The organism is Arthrobacter sp. FW306-2-2C-D06B (assembly GCF_021789175.1).
Lineage (GTDB): Bacteria > Actinomycetota > Actinomycetes > Actinomycetales > Micrococcaceae > Arthrobacter.
In genome coordinates this window covers 3,100,482-3,117,079 of record NZ_CP084560.1, presented here as the reverse complement: position 1 = coordinate 3,117,079, position 16,598 = coordinate 3,100,482, and the positions used below count along the sequence as shown (strand labels likewise).

Annotated in this window: 20 protein-coding genes and 2 pseudogenes; 19 read left to right on the top strand and 3 right to left on the bottom strand. The window is 60.8% G+C overall.

Features of this window, described 5'->3' with window-relative positions; translation table 11 throughout:
• Nucleotides 1-427 precede the first annotated feature (427 nt).
• Nucleotides 428-2,578, bottom strand: coding sequence for a polysaccharide deacetylase family protein (locus tag LFT47_RS14570; RefSeq protein ID WP_236811866.1), 2,151 nt, complete (start codon nt 2,576-2,578; stop codon nt 428-430).
• A gap of 572 nt (nt 2,579-3,150) precedes the next feature.
• Here LFT47_RS14570 and LFT47_RS14565 point away from each other — a divergent pair.
• From LFT47_RS14565 to LFT47_RS14510, 12 genes and pseudogenes are all read left to right on the top strand, one after another.
• Nucleotides 3,151-3,417 (top strand): annotated as a pseudogene (locus tag LFT47_RS14565) (CpaF family protein); the annotation flags it as partial.
• Between the two features lie 43 nt (nt 3,418-3,460).
• Nucleotides 3,461-4,858 carry a recombinase family protein gene (locus tag LFT47_RS14560; protein WP_236811864.1) on the top strand — a complete coding sequence of 466 codons (1,398 nt, stop codon included), beginning with the start codon at nt 3,461-3,463 and terminating at the stop codon, nt 4,856-4,858.
• The gene (locus LFT47_RS14555) at nt 4,843-5,244 is read left to right on the top strand and encodes a hypothetical protein (protein WP_236811863.1); all 402 of its coding nucleotides are present in this window, start codon (nt 4,843-4,845) and stop codon (nt 5,242-5,244) included. The genes LFT47_RS14560 and LFT47_RS14555 overlap by 16 nt, the downstream gene beginning before the upstream one ends.
• Nucleotides 5,245-5,902: 658 nt before the next feature.
• Entirely contained in the window at nt 5,903-6,577 is a 675-nt protein-coding gene (locus LFT47_RS14550; RefSeq protein WP_236811861.1) for a hypothetical protein, read from the top strand.
• A 22-nt stretch (nt 6,578-6,599) separates the two neighbouring features.
• Nucleotides 6,600-6,890 carry a hypothetical protein gene (locus tag LFT47_RS14545; protein ID WP_236811859.1) on the top strand — a complete coding sequence of 97 codons (291 nt, stop codon included), beginning with the start codon at nt 6,600-6,602 and terminating at the stop codon, nt 6,888-6,890.
• A 319-nt stretch (nt 6,891-7,209) separates the two neighbouring features.
• Nucleotides 7,210-7,464, top strand: coding sequence for a hypothetical protein (locus LFT47_RS14540; RefSeq protein WP_236811858.1), 255 nt, complete (start codon nt 7,210-7,212; stop codon nt 7,462-7,464).
• A 292-nt stretch (nt 7,465-7,756) separates the two neighbouring features.
• A complete protein-coding gene (locus LFT47_RS14535) occupies nt 7,757-9,058 on the top strand; it encodes a phage major capsid protein (protein WP_236811856.1) in 1,302 nt (433 codons plus the stop codon).
• Nucleotides 9,059-9,061: 3 nt separating this feature from the next.
• Entirely contained in the window at nt 9,062-9,289 is a 228-nt protein-coding gene (locus tag LFT47_RS14530; RefSeq protein ID WP_236811854.1) for a hypothetical protein, read from the top strand.
• A 10-nt stretch (nt 9,290-9,299) separates the two neighbouring features.
• Nucleotides 9,300-9,533 carry a hypothetical protein gene (locus tag LFT47_RS14525; protein ID WP_236811852.1) on the top strand — a complete coding sequence of 78 codons (234 nt, stop codon included), beginning with the start codon at nt 9,300-9,302 and terminating at the stop codon, nt 9,531-9,533.
• A 356-nt stretch (nt 9,534-9,889) separates the two neighbouring features.
• On the top strand, nt 9,890-10,342 hold the full coding sequence (locus LFT47_RS14520) for a hypothetical protein (protein ID WP_236811851.1): 453 nt from the start codon (nt 9,890-9,892) through the stop codon (nt 10,340-10,342).
• 3 nt (nt 10,343-10,345) lie between these two features.
• Entirely contained in the window at nt 10,346-10,768 is a 423-nt protein-coding gene (locus tag LFT47_RS14515; protein ID WP_236811848.1) for a helix-turn-helix domain-containing protein, read from the top strand.
• A complete protein-coding gene (locus tag LFT47_RS14510; RefSeq protein WP_236811846.1) occupies nt 10,758-11,261 on the top strand; it encodes a hypothetical protein in 504 nt (167 codons plus the stop codon). Before LFT47_RS14515 ends, LFT47_RS14510 begins: the two co-directional genes overlap by 11 nt.
• A gap of 25 nt (nt 11,262-11,286) precedes the next feature.
• Here the strand turns inward: LFT47_RS14510 and LFT47_RS14505 are convergent, their stop codons facing one another.
• Nucleotides 11,287-11,466 (bottom strand): DUF4236 domain-containing protein, encoded by a 180-nt coding sequence (locus LFT47_RS14505; RefSeq protein ID WP_236811845.1) that lies wholly within the window; start codon nt 11,464-11,466, stop codon nt 11,287-11,289.
• Between the two features lie 3 nt (nt 11,467-11,469).
• Complete coding sequence (locus tag LFT47_RS14500) at nt 11,470-11,934, bottom strand: hypothetical protein (RefSeq protein WP_236811843.1); 465 nt, start codon at nt 11,932-11,934, stop codon at nt 11,470-11,472.
• Between the two features lie 108 nt (nt 11,935-12,042).
• Here LFT47_RS14500 and LFT47_RS14495 point away from each other — a divergent pair.
• From LFT47_RS14495 to LFT47_RS14465, 7 genes and pseudogenes are all read left to right on the top strand, one after another.
• Nucleotides 12,043-13,002, top strand: a pseudogene (locus LFT47_RS14495) (CpaF family protein); the annotation flags it as partial.
• Nucleotides 13,002-13,856: a type II secretion system F family protein gene (locus LFT47_RS14490; protein ID WP_236811840.1), complete on the top strand. Its 855-nt coding sequence runs from the start codon at nt 13,002-13,004 to the stop codon at nt 13,854-13,856. The pseudogene LFT47_RS14495 and the gene LFT47_RS14490, both read left to right, overlap by 1 nt.
• Nucleotides 13,853-14,791, top strand: coding sequence for a type II secretion system F family protein (locus LFT47_RS14485; RefSeq protein WP_236811838.1), 939 nt, complete (start codon nt 13,853-13,855; stop codon nt 14,789-14,791). The genes LFT47_RS14490 and LFT47_RS14485 overlap by 4 nt, the downstream gene beginning before the upstream one ends.
• Nucleotides 14,792-14,915: 124 nt before the next feature.
• The gene (locus LFT47_RS14480; RefSeq protein WP_442863401.1) at nt 14,916-15,179 is read left to right on the top strand and encodes a hypothetical protein; all 264 of its coding nucleotides are present in this window, start codon (nt 14,916-14,918) and stop codon (nt 15,177-15,179) included.
• Between the two features lie 4 nt (nt 15,180-15,183).
• Nucleotides 15,184-15,606, top strand: coding sequence for a TadE family protein (locus LFT47_RS14475; RefSeq protein WP_236811836.1), 423 nt, complete (start codon nt 15,184-15,186; stop codon nt 15,604-15,606).
• Nucleotides 15,587-16,105, top strand: a complete 519-nt coding sequence (locus tag LFT47_RS14470) for a hypothetical protein (RefSeq protein ID WP_236811834.1) — start codon at nt 15,587-15,589, stop codon at nt 16,103-16,105. Before LFT47_RS14475 ends, LFT47_RS14470 begins: the two co-directional genes overlap by 20 nt.
• A 62-nt stretch (nt 16,106-16,167) precedes the next feature.
• A complete protein-coding gene (locus LFT47_RS14465) occupies nt 16,168-16,578 on the top strand; it encodes a hypothetical protein (RefSeq protein ID WP_236811832.1) in 411 nt (136 codons plus the stop codon).
• Nucleotides 16,579-16,598 lie beyond the last annotated feature (20 nt).

The window sequence follows — 16,598 nt, the reverse complement described above, 5'->3', positions numbered from 1 at the left end:
AGCGGGGCTGGGCGTCGGACTGGCCGCGGCCAACCCAATGGGCTCCACGGTAAGGAGTATGCATGCCGCTGCAACGGCGGCGAATGTGCGGACTGGGCGCGCCGACTTCACCGAAGGGCTTCTAAGAAGGTTGCTGTTGCGAGACAGTTTCAATTTGTGCTCCAGAGCGGTGACCTGCCGCCTATGGGATCAGGAGCCGCATTGCCTAGCCGATATTTGTCGTCGACCACACACGGCCCCGTATGTGGTGGGGCGGACGTCGGAAAGCTTACCACCCGTGGTGCACAAGTAACTAGTGATGCTCCTGTTACTGGTGTTCTATCAAGGGCGCGGAAAATGCATTGCGGCCGCACTCGGAGAGTACGGCCGCAATGCATTCTGGCTATCCAGCGGAGTTGTAGCGAATACTGGTAAAACAGTGACGGATCTAGTGGACTACGGCTCCGCCGGCAGGAGTCCAAGTGATAGTGCCGTGCTGGTAGTTCTGATAGGTCACTCCGGCGATGGTGTACTCGTTGCTGATCGGGTAGCCGAGCCGTCCTTGCTCATATCCCGTTGAGGCCCACGCGACCCTGATAGCGCCAAATGAGATCTGGGCCCCGGTGGTTGGAGACCAAATGATCGCGCCTCCGTGCTGGAACAATTGATAGGTTCCGCCGTTGATCAGTCCGGAGACGATGTCGCTAGTCGGGTAGCCCAGATAGCCACGCTCGTAACCCTGCGCTGCCCACGCCGTCCTGATGACTCCCATGGAAATGTGGGCCCCTGTTGACGGCGACCAAAGAATGGCGCCGTTTTGGAAGAGCTGGTAGGCACCTCCGTTGATGAGTCCGCCCACCTGGTCCGACGTCGGGTAGCCCAGGATTCCGTTTTCGAATCCGTACTGCGCCCACTTGTCGCGTATGGCGCCGTAGGAGACGTGGGCCCCTGTCGTCGAGGACGAAATCATCGCTCCGTTTTGGAAGGTCTGATAGTAGCCTCCGCCAACAAGACCGGAGACGATATCACTCGTGGGGTAACCGAAGTATCCGTGTTCGTAGCCATAAGCTGCCCACAAAGTGCGAATATCGCCCATGGAAACGTGTGCCCCGGTTGCGGATGACCACAGGATGGCTCCATTGGTGTAGAGCTGGTAGCACCCGCCTGCTACGAGTCCGCAGACCACCAGACCCGTGGCCGACCCTATCGCCGGAACAGCAGCCGCTTTTGCCGCAATCGCGGCCGTGGCTGGCGGCAAGGAGCCCAAGTCGTAGAGTTCGTAGTCATCCGTCACGAGCGTCCCAATTCCTGCCAGGTTCAGGCCCAAGCTGATGGCGCTTGCTCCGGCCGGTACCGGGGGTGAGGTCCATACAGTCTGGGCCCAGTTGGCTGATGCCGGAACCGTGGGACTCGCAGTCCAGTAATTCCAAGTCCCCAAGCCGGTTCGGTAATAGAGTTCGAACTGAGTCGGGAGCGTCGAGTGGTACCAGGCTGACATTTGGTAGCTGTGACCGGGAATGGCCGTCGGGGCGCATTGTCCCAGGTCCAGGGTCGGCAGCAGCTTGGCGTCGCCGTCAACCCGGGCCGTCATCACCAGTTGTTCGGCGACAGATCCTGTGTGCCCGGGAGACACACTGGTGAAAGCGTGGGTGTTGGTTCCGAAGGCGCCGACTGCCCAGCAGTACGGGAGTCCGGTGGCCACGGGTCCTGCCGTTTCCAGGCTCGGGTTCTGGATGAGGTTTCCGGTAGTGATCGGAGGAGGTGCAGCCGGTCCATTGACGAGCGGCTTGTCCACGTCCAGTGCGGAGTTGCTTGGGTCAGGGAACTGGGCCGCCATGACCTGGCGCACTGTCTTGACGACGATCCTGCCCGCCGTTTGTTCAGTCGCCAGCCAATCGACGTAAGTGTGGAAATTGGTGGTCGTGACAGTCAGAGGATCGGTACCCGAGTCGAAGTGGTGGAAAGTCAATTGCACCCATCCGCCGCCAGCCTCTGCCTGGGTCACGACGGCCTGCATGTCGGCAACGGCCCATGTGTTGTCTACCTCATCGGGCGCCTTGGTGAAGAAGAGGTCCGCCGTAGGAACGGGGAGCGGTTCAGCCAGGTCGGTCAGCGTTGGGGCAGCTTTGCTTTTAAGATCGCCCAGGCCACGTGCGCTGTTGTAGCCGCAGTTGGCGACCTGTTGCTCAACGGCGGGAGTGGCGGACGCGAAGGGGTAAGCGAAGTTTGTGACCCGGAAGCCCATGTTGGTCAGGTTGACGCGGTCGTTGCATATTTGGCGTGCCACCTCGTTCGCGTCCATCTGGGCAAGGTCGGGGTGCGTGACGGTGTGCCCGGCGATCTCATTGCCTGCCGTTTGGAGGGCGAGCGCCTGGGCGGTCGTCATGTAAGGGGCCGGACCACCATTAGGATCGGTCGCATTGAGGTAGCCGGATGGAAGGAAGAATGTCCCCAACATTCCTTTGGAATTCAAATAGTTCGCGGCAGCCACCTGATCAGCGTTGGCGTCATCGAATGTCAACGTGACGACAAGAGGACCCGCTGCGTGCGCTGGCTGGGTCAAAATGGTCGCATTGAAGAGCGTTGCTAAGAGAAGCACGGCCGCCCCCATGGCAGCCGTCTTTCGATGGGTCTGTTGGCCCTCATATGGGAGCCCCCGCCCATGGCGGGAGGCCACCATCCACCTTTTTTGCATCCCAAGTCCGTTCGTCGCGCCTGCAACCTGACTGGTGAGACCTTCAGTGCCTGTGTGATCCGCTTGCACAATTCGGGGTTGCCAGTACTCATCGTGGGCATTCATTTATTGAAACCGCAGCGCGCCAAGGGCTGTGAAGCAAGGCGCTGGGTCTGCTTCGGCCCATGGTGCGCGGCTGATTATTTGACGCTACGAGTGGCCATTCAGGGTGTCAACACTCGCATTTAATCACCGCTATCACTCGAGTAGTCGGCTGAATTCGTTCTGATTTCGTGGATGCTGTACCGCCGATAGGCTCGCAAAAATCCGGCCAAGAGAAGGTTCTCCCAGAGCACCAAACTCAATCCAGTGTGACTACTCGTCGGTGGTTATCCACAAACGGGTCAAATTGACTTGGCAGGGTGTTGCACCTCCCCTAGCCTTAACCCTGTTGAAGGTTTCCGCAGCGCCTGGGCGCATGCTGCATTGGGGGGAACATGGAGGCTTTGCGCATCGTCGAAGACGAAGTCCGGGAGCTGATTCGTCGGCGTGGGCTGGATCCTTTGAGTCAAGCAGTCGAAGTTCACCGGCTCGTCGAGGCCGCCGTGAATGACTACGACGAGCGGGCGCTCCTCGGCCCCTTGCCTCCTTTGGGACACTTGGACACTGCCCGCAAGTACGTGTTCGACGCCGTTGCCGGCTTCGGGCCGCTCCAGCCACTCCTGGATGACCCCACCATCGAAGAGGTCTGGCTCAACGCACCGGTCAAGGCTCCATTTACGTATCTTTCCCGGTTAAGATGTTTCCATGAGCACAGCAGTGACAGCCTGCGGGATCTATGCGCGGATATCGTCTGACGACGGTTCGGCACTTGGAGTGGCGCGGCAGATAGAGGATTGCACGCGGGAGGCCGAGCGGCGCGGCTGGCCTGTTGCCCAAGTCTTCACAGACAATGATGTTTCCGCAACCAAGTCCAAGCCACGCCCGGAGTATGAGCGGCTGTTGGTGGCTATTGAGGCGCGGACCATTGACGCTCTGGTGGTCTATGACGTGGACAGGCTCACTCGCACCCCGGCGGAACTTGAGCGGTTCATTGACCTAGCTGACAGGCACCATGCGGCGTTGGCGTCCGTTGGTGGCGATGTGGACTTGGCAACGCCCCAGGGGCGGCTTACGGCGCGTATCAAGGGCAGCGTGGCCCGTCATGAGGTCGAGCAAATGTCACGCCGCCTGAAGCGCAAATTTCAGGAGAGCGCGAAAGATGGGCAAGCTCACGGTGTTACTCCGTTCGGGTACAGGCGTGAGCGCACCAAAGACGATCAAGGCCGGGACTCCGGATACCGCGAGGTCATCGAGCCGGCCGAGGCTGATGCGGTCCGGGAGCTCTACCGGATGGTGATTGCCGGGGAGTCATTGCGGGGCCTTGCGAAATACCTGAATGACAGGGGTTTCAAAACGGGCAGGGGCAACGAGTTCAGGGGCAATGTGGTGGGTAATATGTTGCGCCGTCAGCGCTACGCGGGGCATAGGACACATGCCGGGCAGATCGTGAGCAAGGGACAATGGGAGCCGATCGTCAGCCAGGACACTTGGGATCAGGTTGCCGCAATCCTCGCCGCTCCCGGGCGTCGCCATTCTCGTGGTCTTGAGCCTAAGCACCTGCTTTCGGGTATTGCCTTGTGTGGGCGGTGCGGGACGGCCATGAGGCCGAGCATAAGTACAAGACGGAAGCCGTCCTATGTGTGCCCCGGTTGCATGCGGTTGACCCGCCAGATGGACCCCGTGCATGAAGTCGTCAATGCAGTCATGATTGGGCGGCTCTCGCGTCCGGACGTGCTAGCAGCGACCGCACCTAAACCCGACATGCTCCGGGCCGCGCTCGCTGCCCGGGATGCAGTGTTGGCACGGATGGACGCGGCTGCCGACATGTCCGCTGCGGGGATTACCACGCCAAGGCAGTTCGCAAGGATGAACGAGCAGCTAAAGACGCAACTGGACGCTGCTGAGCATGAGGTCAAAGCGTCGCAGCCGGTCCGCGTTCTTGACGGCATGACCGGGCCGGATTCTGCTGCTAGCTGGGCGGCCGCGTCCATAGACCGCAAGCGAGAGATCATCCGCACTCTAGCCACGGTGACAATTCTCCCGTCCGGTCCGGGTATCCCTTTTTCGCCAGAACAGGTGGAGATCTCATGGAAGACCGATTGAACGACCTTGAAGACCTACTTCGGAGGCTCGTCGCCAATAAGGAATTTCTCGATCTGGCTGAAAGGGCCGAGACGCTGCATTGGCCAGTCGTAATGGTTCACTGTCAGCGTGGCCATTACATAGACATGATCCAATTGAATTTCAACGAGACTTCAGGAAATTGGAAGATGATGTCTGACCGCGAGTCGGATACGCGGGCTGGCCATGAGGGAAGCCAGCGAGATCCACGAACCGGCGTCGTTAGCCTTCAACGAACGGTGTTCACCTGCGAACAATGCTTGGCGAAGAGAAAGAAGGCGCTCAACGCGCCATTGACCGGCAAGAGGCTTGTCCTGCTCTACGCGGACACAGTCATGCGTTCAGAAAAGTCCTTCCGGCTTCCGTAAGTACAACTGCATAGCATGTATGCTTGTCATAGGCGAAATACACGGATGTAAGTTCGCCACCTGTCCCGGGGCTGGTATGAAGAAAAATCCCCGGGTAGGCGCTCAGCGCCGGTCCCAGCGGGCCGTTTCCTTGGAAGGAGACCGCCCGCAATGTCTGAGCTCCAACATCTCAAATGCCGCGCAGCTGCCCTGTCTCGTCGTCGTCCTGAGTCCGATCCTGAACTAATCGAAGCCCGCCAATCACTTCGGGCCGCGAAGCTGGCCGCATACGTTCTCAAGACCTTGGCGGAAGCGCCAGAACTCTCTCAGTCGCAGCTAGACCGTATTGCCACCTTGCTGCGCCCAGCCGCGCCAGGTGATGCGGCATGAGCGCCAAGAAAGCCCGCCCAGTTGGGGGTTCGGGCGGGCTGACTGGTCTTGGGGACATTTCTAACTTTGCCACCTCTTCTGAGCCAACGCCTGAGCAACACGCCGCGCGAATGCCTGCTGCTGCGGTCATCGCTGATGTGCAGCGCTACGCGGCATCCGTTGGCTTAGTAGTAGCTGGCCGCTGCCACGATTGCGGACAGGTCATCTGGGGCGCTGAGAGCCTCCATACCGGCCGGGGCCGTGTTTGCCGACGTCGTGCCAGGAAGGCCGAACGTGAGCAGGTGAAGCCATGACCTGGGCCAAGCTGAGCGACGACTATTCGGACGACACCTGGACGCTCTCAGACGCAGCCTTCCGGCTGCATACCGAGGGCTTGGTGTGGTCGAACAGGAAGCTGCTTGATTGCGTCCTCGAGAAGGACGATTTGCGCAGGTTCGCCAAGAATCCGGACGCTGTTGGCGAGCTCCTTGATGCAGGATTCTGGCAGGAGTCTGGCACCTGCTACATAATCCGCCACCACGCGCAGTACCAGCGCACCCGCGAGGCTGTCATTGCACAGCAAGAAGCGAACCTAGCAAACGGCAAGAAGGGCGGCCGGCCACCAAAGCCAAAGCCGATCCAGAAAACCCAGCCGGTTACCGATTCGGTAACCAAGCCGGTTGCCGAATCGCCCAATCCATCCGCAATTGACCCGAATGCCTGGAAACCCGAAGAGTTCGCCAAATCCCGCGTAATCACTGGGCGAGAAACCCAGCCGGTTACCGAATCGCTAACCGAAAGCGAAACCAAAAGGGACAGGACAGGACAGGCCTTTAAAGCAAGCACTCCTAAAACAAGAGATTTCCCTGACTGTGCGAACGGCTGTGGCGGTCGCTTGAACCAAAGGCAAGTGGAGAAAGGTTCGGCAATCTGTCTGAACTGTGAGCACCTCGCGAGTATTTCGCGGGTTCCAGAAACCGTGTGATCCAAGGAAAGGAAGTTCCATCATGACCACCACACCAGCACACCCGGGGGATGAGCCCGGCAAGGCGGGGGCTATCGCTATCCCGGCTGATGACTACCGCCGCGTTATCGCGCTGGCACGCGCACTGACCACGGCCGACGTGGAAGCGCTCGCAGCACTACAACCCATGGAGCCAGGCCAAGCGCACGCCATGATGCTGGCAGCCGTGACCGTGATTGCCGCGCTCGCGAGCGATGACCGCCTTGACGGTGCCGAGGCAGAGCTACAACGAGTGCTCGCCAGTACCTTGAAGCTCGAAGGGAACCAATCATGAGGGCGGGACACAGGGCCGCACAACGACGAGTGCGGCCCACACACGCAAACCGGACCTGGTTTTTGAAAATGGAACCCCCGGACGACCGCCCGTCTTCCGCAATTTCTCTCCCCGTTTTTTGCAAAAGTTCTGTGGCGTGATTGCGATGGGGGAGCGGAAGCCGATTGTTGAGCCGGGGTTCAGGCATGGTGTTACCGGGTATCGGAAGGGCTGTGGCTGCGATATTTGCCGGGCTGCGCAGCGTGTACGGAACGCAGCGGCGAGGGCGAAGGCAAAAGCAACTTCACCGCCCCCCGTTCCTGGGCTGATTGAACGGACTGTGAGGCGTGAATTGAAGGAAGCTGCGGCGTTCTTGCCGCCCTGGGTGCAGACATTGCATGCGTTGGCTGTCCGGACGGCGCGGGCTATCGACAATGCACCTGATGACAAGCTTTCGCCGTTGGTGGCGCGGCTGGTCCGGGTCTTGGACCGTATCCGCGCTGCCGGCCCTGTTGCTCCGTGCCCGAAGCCGAAAAGCGTAGGGGACGAGGCCGAGGATTTCGTCAACGGGCTTCGGAAGTTCGGCCCGAAGTAAGTTACAACCGTGTAATTCAGGAGTAGAATGTGATTACGAGAAGGCCAAAAATTCAGCGGAGTCAGGCCGGGCGAAACCCACCCCTCCTGTTTTTCTTCTCAAGCAGCGGCGGCGATGCAGGGGCGAGGCCACCTTCCACCGTAAGCGGCAACCAGTGAACGGCACTGGCAGGCAGCGCGAAACGCACCTGAAAACACCCCGGTGGCACGTACGTGCCAAAATCCCCCCATCATTTTGGTGCCCCTGTTGCGTGTGCACCCGTTTGAAAGTGTGAATTCCAATGCCTAAGACCATGCGTGAAATGCTGAATGAGAAGAAGGCCGAGATAAAGGCGGCCGCCGGTGCTTTGCTGGCCCGCGCTGAGACGGAGAACCGCCAACTTACCGACGCGGAAGAGGCCGAGTTCCAACGGTTCATGGAAGACGGCGAGTCAGTTGAGCGGCAGTTGGACCGGGCCGCCAAGTTCAACGAGGATGCCCGCAAGCTGAGTGAGCATCTGTCCGGGACCGGGACCGGGACCGGAGGCGCGGAGGCGCGGGCCGTCAAGTTCATCAACCGCAATACCGGTGCACCTGCTCTCCGGTCCAACCAGTTGTTCGGTGAACATGAACTGGTGGTTGCGCACCGCGAGCGGGGCCGGCTGGGCGAAGAAGCGGCGATGGCCACGTATGGCGGCAGCATCGTTGAAATGGTCCGCTCTCTGTCCACAACCGGCGCGTCTGCTGTTGTTCCTACCGTGTGGGCGTCGCAGATCATCGACGTTGCCCGTGCCAACGCTGCGGTTATGAAGGCCGGGGCGACCATTTTGCCGATGGACGCGAGTACCGTCCAGGTTGGGCGGCTCACGGGCGATGTGACGGCCGCGTTCCGGGCGGAAGGTTCCGCCATAAATGCGTCCGATCCTACGTTCGACAACGTAACGCTCACGGCGAAGAGCCTGAACGCGCTTGTGGTCGGGTCCGTGGAATGGTTCGATGATGCGCCGAACGCTGACGGCCTCGTGATCAATTCAATCGGCAAGGCAATCGGGCTGATGATCGACAAGGTTGCGCTCTACGGTGGCATCACGACCGGGGCCGGCTCAGTCAACCTTCCCACGCCGCCAAACCCCCGCGGCGTCCTGGCTGCTCTCAACGCGAACCGGCCGGCCAACGTGATTGGCGCGGCCGCCACGAACGGCACGACGCCCACAAGCTATGACGAGCTCATCGACCTTGACTACACGGTGGAAAACCTCAATGAGCACCCTACAGGCCTGATTCTTCCGTCCCGGTTGGCTCAGAAGTACGCGAAATTCAAGGACACCACGAACCAGCCGATGCGGAAGCCGGATGACCTTAGCGACCTCCCGTTCTACGTCTCGAACCAAGTGCAGTCAGGCATGACGCAAGGCACCTCAACCACCGCCGCTGATGCGTTCGTTGGTGACTGGACCGAACTGCTGATCGGGCAGCGTCTCGGACTGCAAATTCAGGTGCTCACGGAGCGCTACGCGGAGCTTGGACAGATCGGCATCGTCGCCACGTGGCGCGGCGATATCCAGCCTGCCCGCACCAGCGCGTTCGCGGTGTACCGGTACTTGGTCGGTTTGTAAGCCATGGTCCTCCGAGTATGGCCCGTTCACAGCTTCCCGGACCCGCCCGGGGATCTGCGTAACCAGCCGATCAGCGACCATGACCGTGTGCGCTTGCACAACGGCACGGCCATTGTTGACCCGCCCCCGAAGAATGCCCGGCACATCATGAATCTCACGGACCCGAACGGCAAACCCGTGGTGTTCATGCCCGGCGAAACCCTGCCCGCATGGGCGCTGCCCTACCGGTAAGGAGAAAATAATGGTGCTCAAGAATGAGGATCTGGCGGACGGTGCGCCGTTCCCCGGCAAGACCATCGCCCATGATTACGTCCATTGCACGCACCCGGAAACGGGTCTGGAAGTCGTGTTCATGCCCGGCGAGGCGTTGCCCGACTTCGCGGCAGCCGTCCAGGAAGCGAAGGACAAGGCGCCCGCCATGCCCGTTGTGCAACCACCGAAGGGCAGACGGGCAGTCAGTAAAGACCGGGCGTAAACGTCACCAGGGTGCCGGGCCATGGACAGCCGGCACCCGGAACGATGGCCCAAAAGGAAGCGTCTCCTTTCTCCGCTCCCGGCCAGCGCCCACAGAAGCAATGCCCGCCCGTTGTGAGGTCTCCATCCACGGCGGGCATTGCTTTTGTCCCCTTGTGGTTCCCATTTGGGACCAAGCTTGATTCGTTGCGGCGTATTTGCAACTATTAGCGATACTCAGCTCAGGGCGGTGCCGCCCCAAGACTGGGCCAAAGTTGCCACAATACGGGGGAAGCGTTGTTCTCAGCAGCACAGCCGGTCGGATGCCGTTGCACTTGTAATATCGGATCGGATTGCGACCCTCACGAGGTCAACCATGTGGATCTCACTCAGCAACAGCTGAGACTGGAGATGGCGGCATTTCATGACAACCGGCTTGATCCTCAACTGTCCGAATCCGAGCACCGTGACGCCTTTGCCAGAATGAAGAAGCTGATCATCAAGGCGAAGAAGGGATGCCTTGAGTTCTCCGGGGCATCGCCCGATGCCAAAGTGATGGAGCGCGCTGAGTTCGTGATCGAGCTCAGACCTATGCCAGAGAGAAAGCTGAGGTTTGGACAGCCACACCTCCCTGCACGCTTGGTTCGGCTTTACTGCGCAGAACCACGCATCGTCGAGGACACGATTCTCGGGCTACACTTGGGGACGAAACCCAATGCCGAAGATATACTTCGCGAACAGAACGTATCCATTGATACTGCCGTCCAAAGGGCACATGATTGGGAAATGTTGCAGTACACACCAGAAACGAGCCAAGGAAATGGGGGATGACGTATGAGCCGAATAAGCCACCCTGTTGATGCCTGGGCGGGCATCGATGACGATGCCGCCCAGTCTCTTGCGGATGACAATCTGGGTGCCCAAGAACATCTATGGGAATCGTTGGCAGCGGCCCGTAGAGCATCAGGGCTCACTGATGAGCAAGTTGCTGAGCGACTCGGTGTAACTGCGGAGTTGGCCAACGCAATTGGTGAGGGACGAATTGACATCACCCTTGGCGATCTTCGCGAGTTCGCCTATGCGGTAGATGCCGTGGTCGCCTATAAGGTTAGCCCCCGTTACACAACGACTTACGACACTTTCCGCCGTTCGCTGGTGGGAGAACTACCGTGGCACACTCCTAGCCAAGAAGAGCATGGGGATGACGACGAAGTTAACGTCCGCCGCAGAGCCGAAATGCTTACCGGTGGACACTGAAGTCGAGGTTTCCACCGAAGTCCAAGGTCGAATACTTAGCCCGGTGTCATATGAGGTTTTCGTCGACAGAATTGAGCTAGTCCGTCACTACGGCGGCTTCGACAAGGAAAAGGAAAGGCTTAACTGGGACGTTTACCTCTATCCGGTCCCGTCCAACGGGAAGCGACCGGAAGTGGAAGCTCCAAACTTTTTGCTCGTCGGTCACCTCTTCCGGGCCAACGAAAGTGGTCACGGTCAGGTCCGCGCGAACGCGCTAGTGCGAGCGTTTGAGCTCGATGGTATGCCCATGAACCCAGAATTTGTGCGCGATCGCCTCGCTTATGGATTCGTTGAAGCAACCTACGACACGTGTAGGCGTGCTTTGCAGGCACAATCTGCCGTCATGGACGTGGATCTTGATTTGCCGAAGGTGTCACCGCCGACAAAGGTACAGCTTGATGACGAGCCGCCCAAAGCCCAACGAAAACGAAAAGGGCGCTCGGGGACTGACTGACTAGACCCACTGAGTAGGCTAGTTCCTAACCACGTCGTCTCCGGCCGAACCTGAACGACAAACCGGGCAAGGTCCGGACCGTTACGCGGCCACGGCTGTTTATGCTCACTGGGCCGACACGTTCCGAGACTGACGCGCCAGACTTGGACAGATTGATGCTCGTGTTTTTCCCGGCTTTGATGCGCTTGCGGAATACGAAACCCATGGCTCAGCCTCTCAAGGCGCGGGTGAGTTGTACAGCGCCCGCGTTGGCAGATTTCGCGAGGGCCATGAGGTCATGGGGCGTAAGCGCTCGGCGCTCGTCTTCTCCGACGTAGAGGAAGACGGCCGGTTCGCCTAGGTGCAGTTCGCCCGAGGGGTCGGCCGTGTCCGTCCGCTCGAGGATCAGTTCAACGGTTCCGCGCGGGGAAAGCTTGAGCTCGTGGGTGCAGACGTCCCCGCTTTCGTCGCTCTGCGAGTATGTGCGGGCTGCCCATTCCGGGCGGGGCGTGCGGAACAGGAGCCCGGGCACAACATCCATGAGCATTGCGTACCGTTCCCGGCCAGTCATGGCTTGGAGCCGCGAGGTTGAGAGCTGGGCGTATGCCCGGAGGATGCGCCACCCCATCGAGTTGCGCTCAATCTCACGGGAAGGGCTGGATTCCTCCCACGCGGCAGCGTTTGCTATGAACATAGCTGCGCGTTCAATGTCCAGACCGTACTCCGTGCCTGGGTCTACAAAGTTGCTTGTTTGCTGAGTTGGGCTTGCTTTCATATGAGCAACGTATAACGAAACTTTTTCCCCAATGAGGTTTACGTTGCCCGGAATGGCGAATCCGAACTCACCTCGATCAGCCTCACCGAGCAGCAGGTTCGCGACTTTGTTGAGCGGATGCTTAAGAGTTCCGGGCGCAGGCTGGACCTTTCCTCACCCTTTGTGGACGCGGCCCTGCCCGATGGCTCTCGGCTCCACGTCGTCATTCCCGACGTCACCCGCCGCCATTGGGCCGTGAATATCCGCAAATTCGTGGTCAAGGCGACCCGGCTCGAGCATCTAGTGGAGCTGGGCACGTTGACGCCCGGGTCAGCCCGGTTCCTGGGGGCCGCGGTGGCCAGTGGACTGAACATTCTCGTCTCGGGAGCCACCCAGGCAGGAAAGACCACAATGCTCAACTGCCTGGCAGCCAACATCGGCTCCCGGGAGCGAGTCATCACCGTCGAAGAGATCTTTGAACTCCACTTCCCGCTGCGAGACGTCGTTGGGCTCCAGTGCCGCCAGCCAAACCTTGAGGGTCAAGGCGAAATTCCCTTGCGCCGGCTCGTCAAGGAGGCTCTCCGCATGCGGCCGGACCGCCTCGTGGTGGGCGAAGTCCGGGAAGCTGAAAGCCTGGACATGCTTATTGCGTTGAATTCGGGCTTGCCGGGCATGTGTACTGTCCATGCCAACTCCGCCCATGACGCCGTGACCAAGATCTGCACCCTGCCGCTGCTGGCCGGCGGGAACATCTCGAGTGCCTTCGTCGTACCGACCGTCGCATCCTGCATCGACCTCGTGGTCCATTGCAGCCGCCAGACGGACGGTCGCCGGCAAGTCACGGAGATCCTCTCGCTGGGGCGACGCGTGGAGAACGGCATCATTGAGTCGACCAAGGTATTCGCGATGCAGGACGGCAGGCTCCAAGCCACTTCTAATTCGATGCCGGCCGCCGAGAAATTCGCCCGGGCAGGTTTTGACGTCGCCGCGCTTCTGGAACAGTTCTGATGGCGCCGCTGCTGGGCGTTCTCTGCGGCCTGGGCGTCTTTCTTGTCTGGTGGTCTGCGTGGGAACAACACCCCCTTGCCGCCAAGGAGCCCAAACCGAAACGCCTTGAGTCTTTGTTGCTCACCGCCGGGATCGAAAAGGTGAGCGGCGGGGGATTCATCGCATCGTGCCTGGGATTGGGCCTCTTCACCACGCTGGTGATCTACGTCGTGACAGCGTCCTTTTCGATTGCGGCGTGTTTCGGCTTGTTCGGCGCGTGGCTTCCCTTGGCCGTTGTCAGCTGGCGGGCGCGCAAGCGGACCGCCATGCTCCGGGAGCTCTGGCCCGATGTCGTCGACCATTTGCGCTCGGCAATCCGCGCAGGACTTTCGCTGCCCGAGGCGCTTATCCAACTTGGGGACAAGGGGCCCGAAGAGTTGCGGGCCCTCTTCCGCGAGTTTGCTGCGGATTACCGTTCCGGCGGTCATTTTGATGCGGCGTTGAGCAAGCTAAAGGAGCGTTTGGCCGATCCCGTTGCCGACCGGATCATTGAGGCACTCAGGCTGACCCGCGACGTGGGCGGATCCGATCTCGGTCGCCTTTTGGGAACTCTCGCCGAGTTCCTTCGCGAGAGCGCGAGGACCCGCCGCGAACTCGAGGCACGACAATCATGGACCATCAATGGGGCGCGCCTGGCCGTTGCCGCCCCGTGGATCGTCCTGATGCTGCTGGCCAGCAGGCCGGAAGCCGTCGCCGCGTACAACTCGGCCGCGGGAGTCAGCGTTCTTGGAGGCGGATTGTTGGTGTCGGGCTTCTGCTACTGGGCGATGCTGCGCATTGCCGCGCTTCCTGAAGATGAAAGGGTGCTTCGATGACTGCGTTGACTGCCCTGGCCGTGTCCTGCGGCTTTCTTTTGGGAGCCGGGTTGTGGCTCATCTTTGTTCGCATGCCATTCATGCGGGCCATTCCCTTCGCGGAACGCATCGAGCCGCAGCTCCGGTCCCAGAACCTCGAATCGCGCCTGCTGTCCACAACCCCGGACGTCGCACCGTTCGGCCCCTTGGAGCGCATTCTGCGGCCGGCGATCCGGGACGCTCTCCGCTACCTGGCGAAATTCAACCTCGGTGCCGCGTCCCTCAACAAGAGGCTGGCAAAGTCCGGTTCCGGCAAGTCCGCGCTGGACTTCCGCGCGGAGCAGCTGCTATGGGCGGCGGCGGGCTTTGCCACGGCGGTTGCCGTGGTGGTCGTGAGTGCCGCCCGGGGGCGGATCAATCCGGGGCTTGCGGTTGCCTCGGTCCTGGTTTGTGCACTGGGTGGCTTTCTTTTCCGCGACTACGTGCTGGGGGTGCGGATCAAACGAAGGCAAAGGCAGATGCTGACGGAATTCCCCAGCCTTGCAGAATTGATGGCCCTCGCGGTGGGTGCGGGGGAGAGCGCCAGCGGTGCCCTCGATAGAGTATGTCGGATAGCCCGCGGCGAGCTGGCGAAGGAGTTTGCCCTGGTAGCGGCCGCCACGCGGGCCGGCACGCCGCTGGTTGACGCCTTGCACGAGTTTTCGGGACGAACCGAGCTCGGACCGCTTATTCGGTTCGTGGATGGGATTGTCGTTGCCGTCGAACGTGGTACCCCTTTGGCAGATGTTTTGCGGGCCCAAGCTGCGGATGTCCGCGATTCCGCCAAACGGGAGCTGATGGAAGCGGCGGGCCGCAAGGAAATCGCCATGATGGTGCCGCTGGTTTTCGGCGTCCTCCCCCTCACAGTGATCTTCGCCGTCTATCCGGGCCTGGCCGCGCTGGAACTTGGTTTCTGATGGCGGACTCCGACAAGCCTTTTCACCTCCATCATTTCGGCATCCGCCTGAATGCCAAACATAAAACAGCATGGATCACAACGATTCCTGCACAGCGAAATGGGGAAAAATGAACTGGGGAAGAATGAAAAAGCCCGGACGCCGTAGCCTGCCCGCTCCGGGACTTTTGCTGTGCCAGTTGTGGTCACTCCCGCCGTCCAGACCCACGCTGAGAACCACCCCGAATGAAAGTTCGGTCCCGGACGATGGCCATCCCGAGCGGGGAGATGTCCCCGGTTGGGTCATGATCACATTGATGTCCGCGGCACTCGTCGCGGGCCTGCTGGCGCTGGCCGGCCCGGCTCTAGAGGGACTCTTCAACCAGGCCATGAGCAAGGTCGGAAAGTAAGTCCATGCCGTTCCGCAGCCGTGGAGCGGAAGATGGCCGGAGCGTCAGTGCCAGCCGAGGGGATGAACAGGGCTCCGCCGTCGTGGATTTTGTGCTGGTCGGGGGTCTGTTGACCGTGTTCTTCCTCGCCGTCGTTCAACTGACCCTCGTGTTGCACGTGCGCAATACCCTCATTGAGGCAGCCTCGTCCGGTGCCCGTTACGGCGCTCTCGCCGACCGGACGCCGGCGGATGCCCGTGAGCGCACCGCAGACCTGATCGGAATGGCGCTGAACGCGGATTATGCGCGGGACATCTCGACGTCGGAGGCCAGCTTCCAGGGAATCCATACCCTGGTAGTGACAGTCCGGGCACCCTTGCCCGTCATCGGGCTGATAGGACCCGGAGCGGCGCTGGAGGTGAGGGGGCATGCTGCGACTTCTGGCTGATCCTGGCCGTGTAGCGCTTTCCCGCTTCCGGAAGGCGGTCTGCCTGCCGCCCTCGGAGGGCCGGCAATCCATCGGCCCGCGGTGTGCCTCTGAGCGGGGAAGCGCGGTGGTCGAGTTCATCCTCCTGTCCCTTCTGCTCATGGTTCCCGTGGTCTACTTCATCGTCACTATTGGACAGATCCAGGGCGGTTCCTTCGCCGTCGTGGGGGCAGCGGACCAAGCCGCCAAGGTTTACGTCATGCAGGAGGACGCCTCCCAAGGCCGTGCCGCCGCCGAGCAGGCTGCCCTTCTGACGCTTGCCGACTATGGCCATCCCGCGGAGCGCGCATTTGTCGACGTCGCCTGCGACCGCGGCGATTGCCTGTCGGCCGGTGCTGCGGTCACGGTGACGGTCAAGCTCACGGTGCCGTTGCCCATGCTGCCCTTTGGGGACACCCTGAATCTTGACGCCGCGAATCTGAGCGCGACGGCCACGCAAATCGTCGGGCGGTTCCGGTGAAGGACCGTCCCGAGAAGACGGATGCGTGGTGTCGAAAATCAGAGGGGGAAGACGGCCAATTGATGGTCTTGGCCATCGGTTACGTGGTGATCGCGTTGTTGCTGGCAACGGTCGTTGCTGCGGCCTCCGCCATCTACATCGAACACAAGAAGCTCCTCTCCATGGCGGACGGAGCTTCGGTGGCGGCCGCTGACAGCTACAACCTCGGTCAAGTGGAAAGTAGCGCCGAAACGCCATCGGCCCTCCTCAACAGCGAGCGGGTACGCAGCGTTACCGAGTCGTACCTCAGCCAAAACGGCGCCCATTCACGGTTCGATCAACTTGCCGTCGCAAGGGGGACCGGAAGTCCGGACAGCACCACCGCCGAAGTGGTGCTCAGCGCGGTGGCCCATCCGCCTGTGGTCAGCTTTCTGCTTCCCGACGGCGTTCCGATCGAAGCCCGCTCCACTGCGCGCTCCAGGCTGACCCGCTGAACTCCAAGCGTCATACGTCC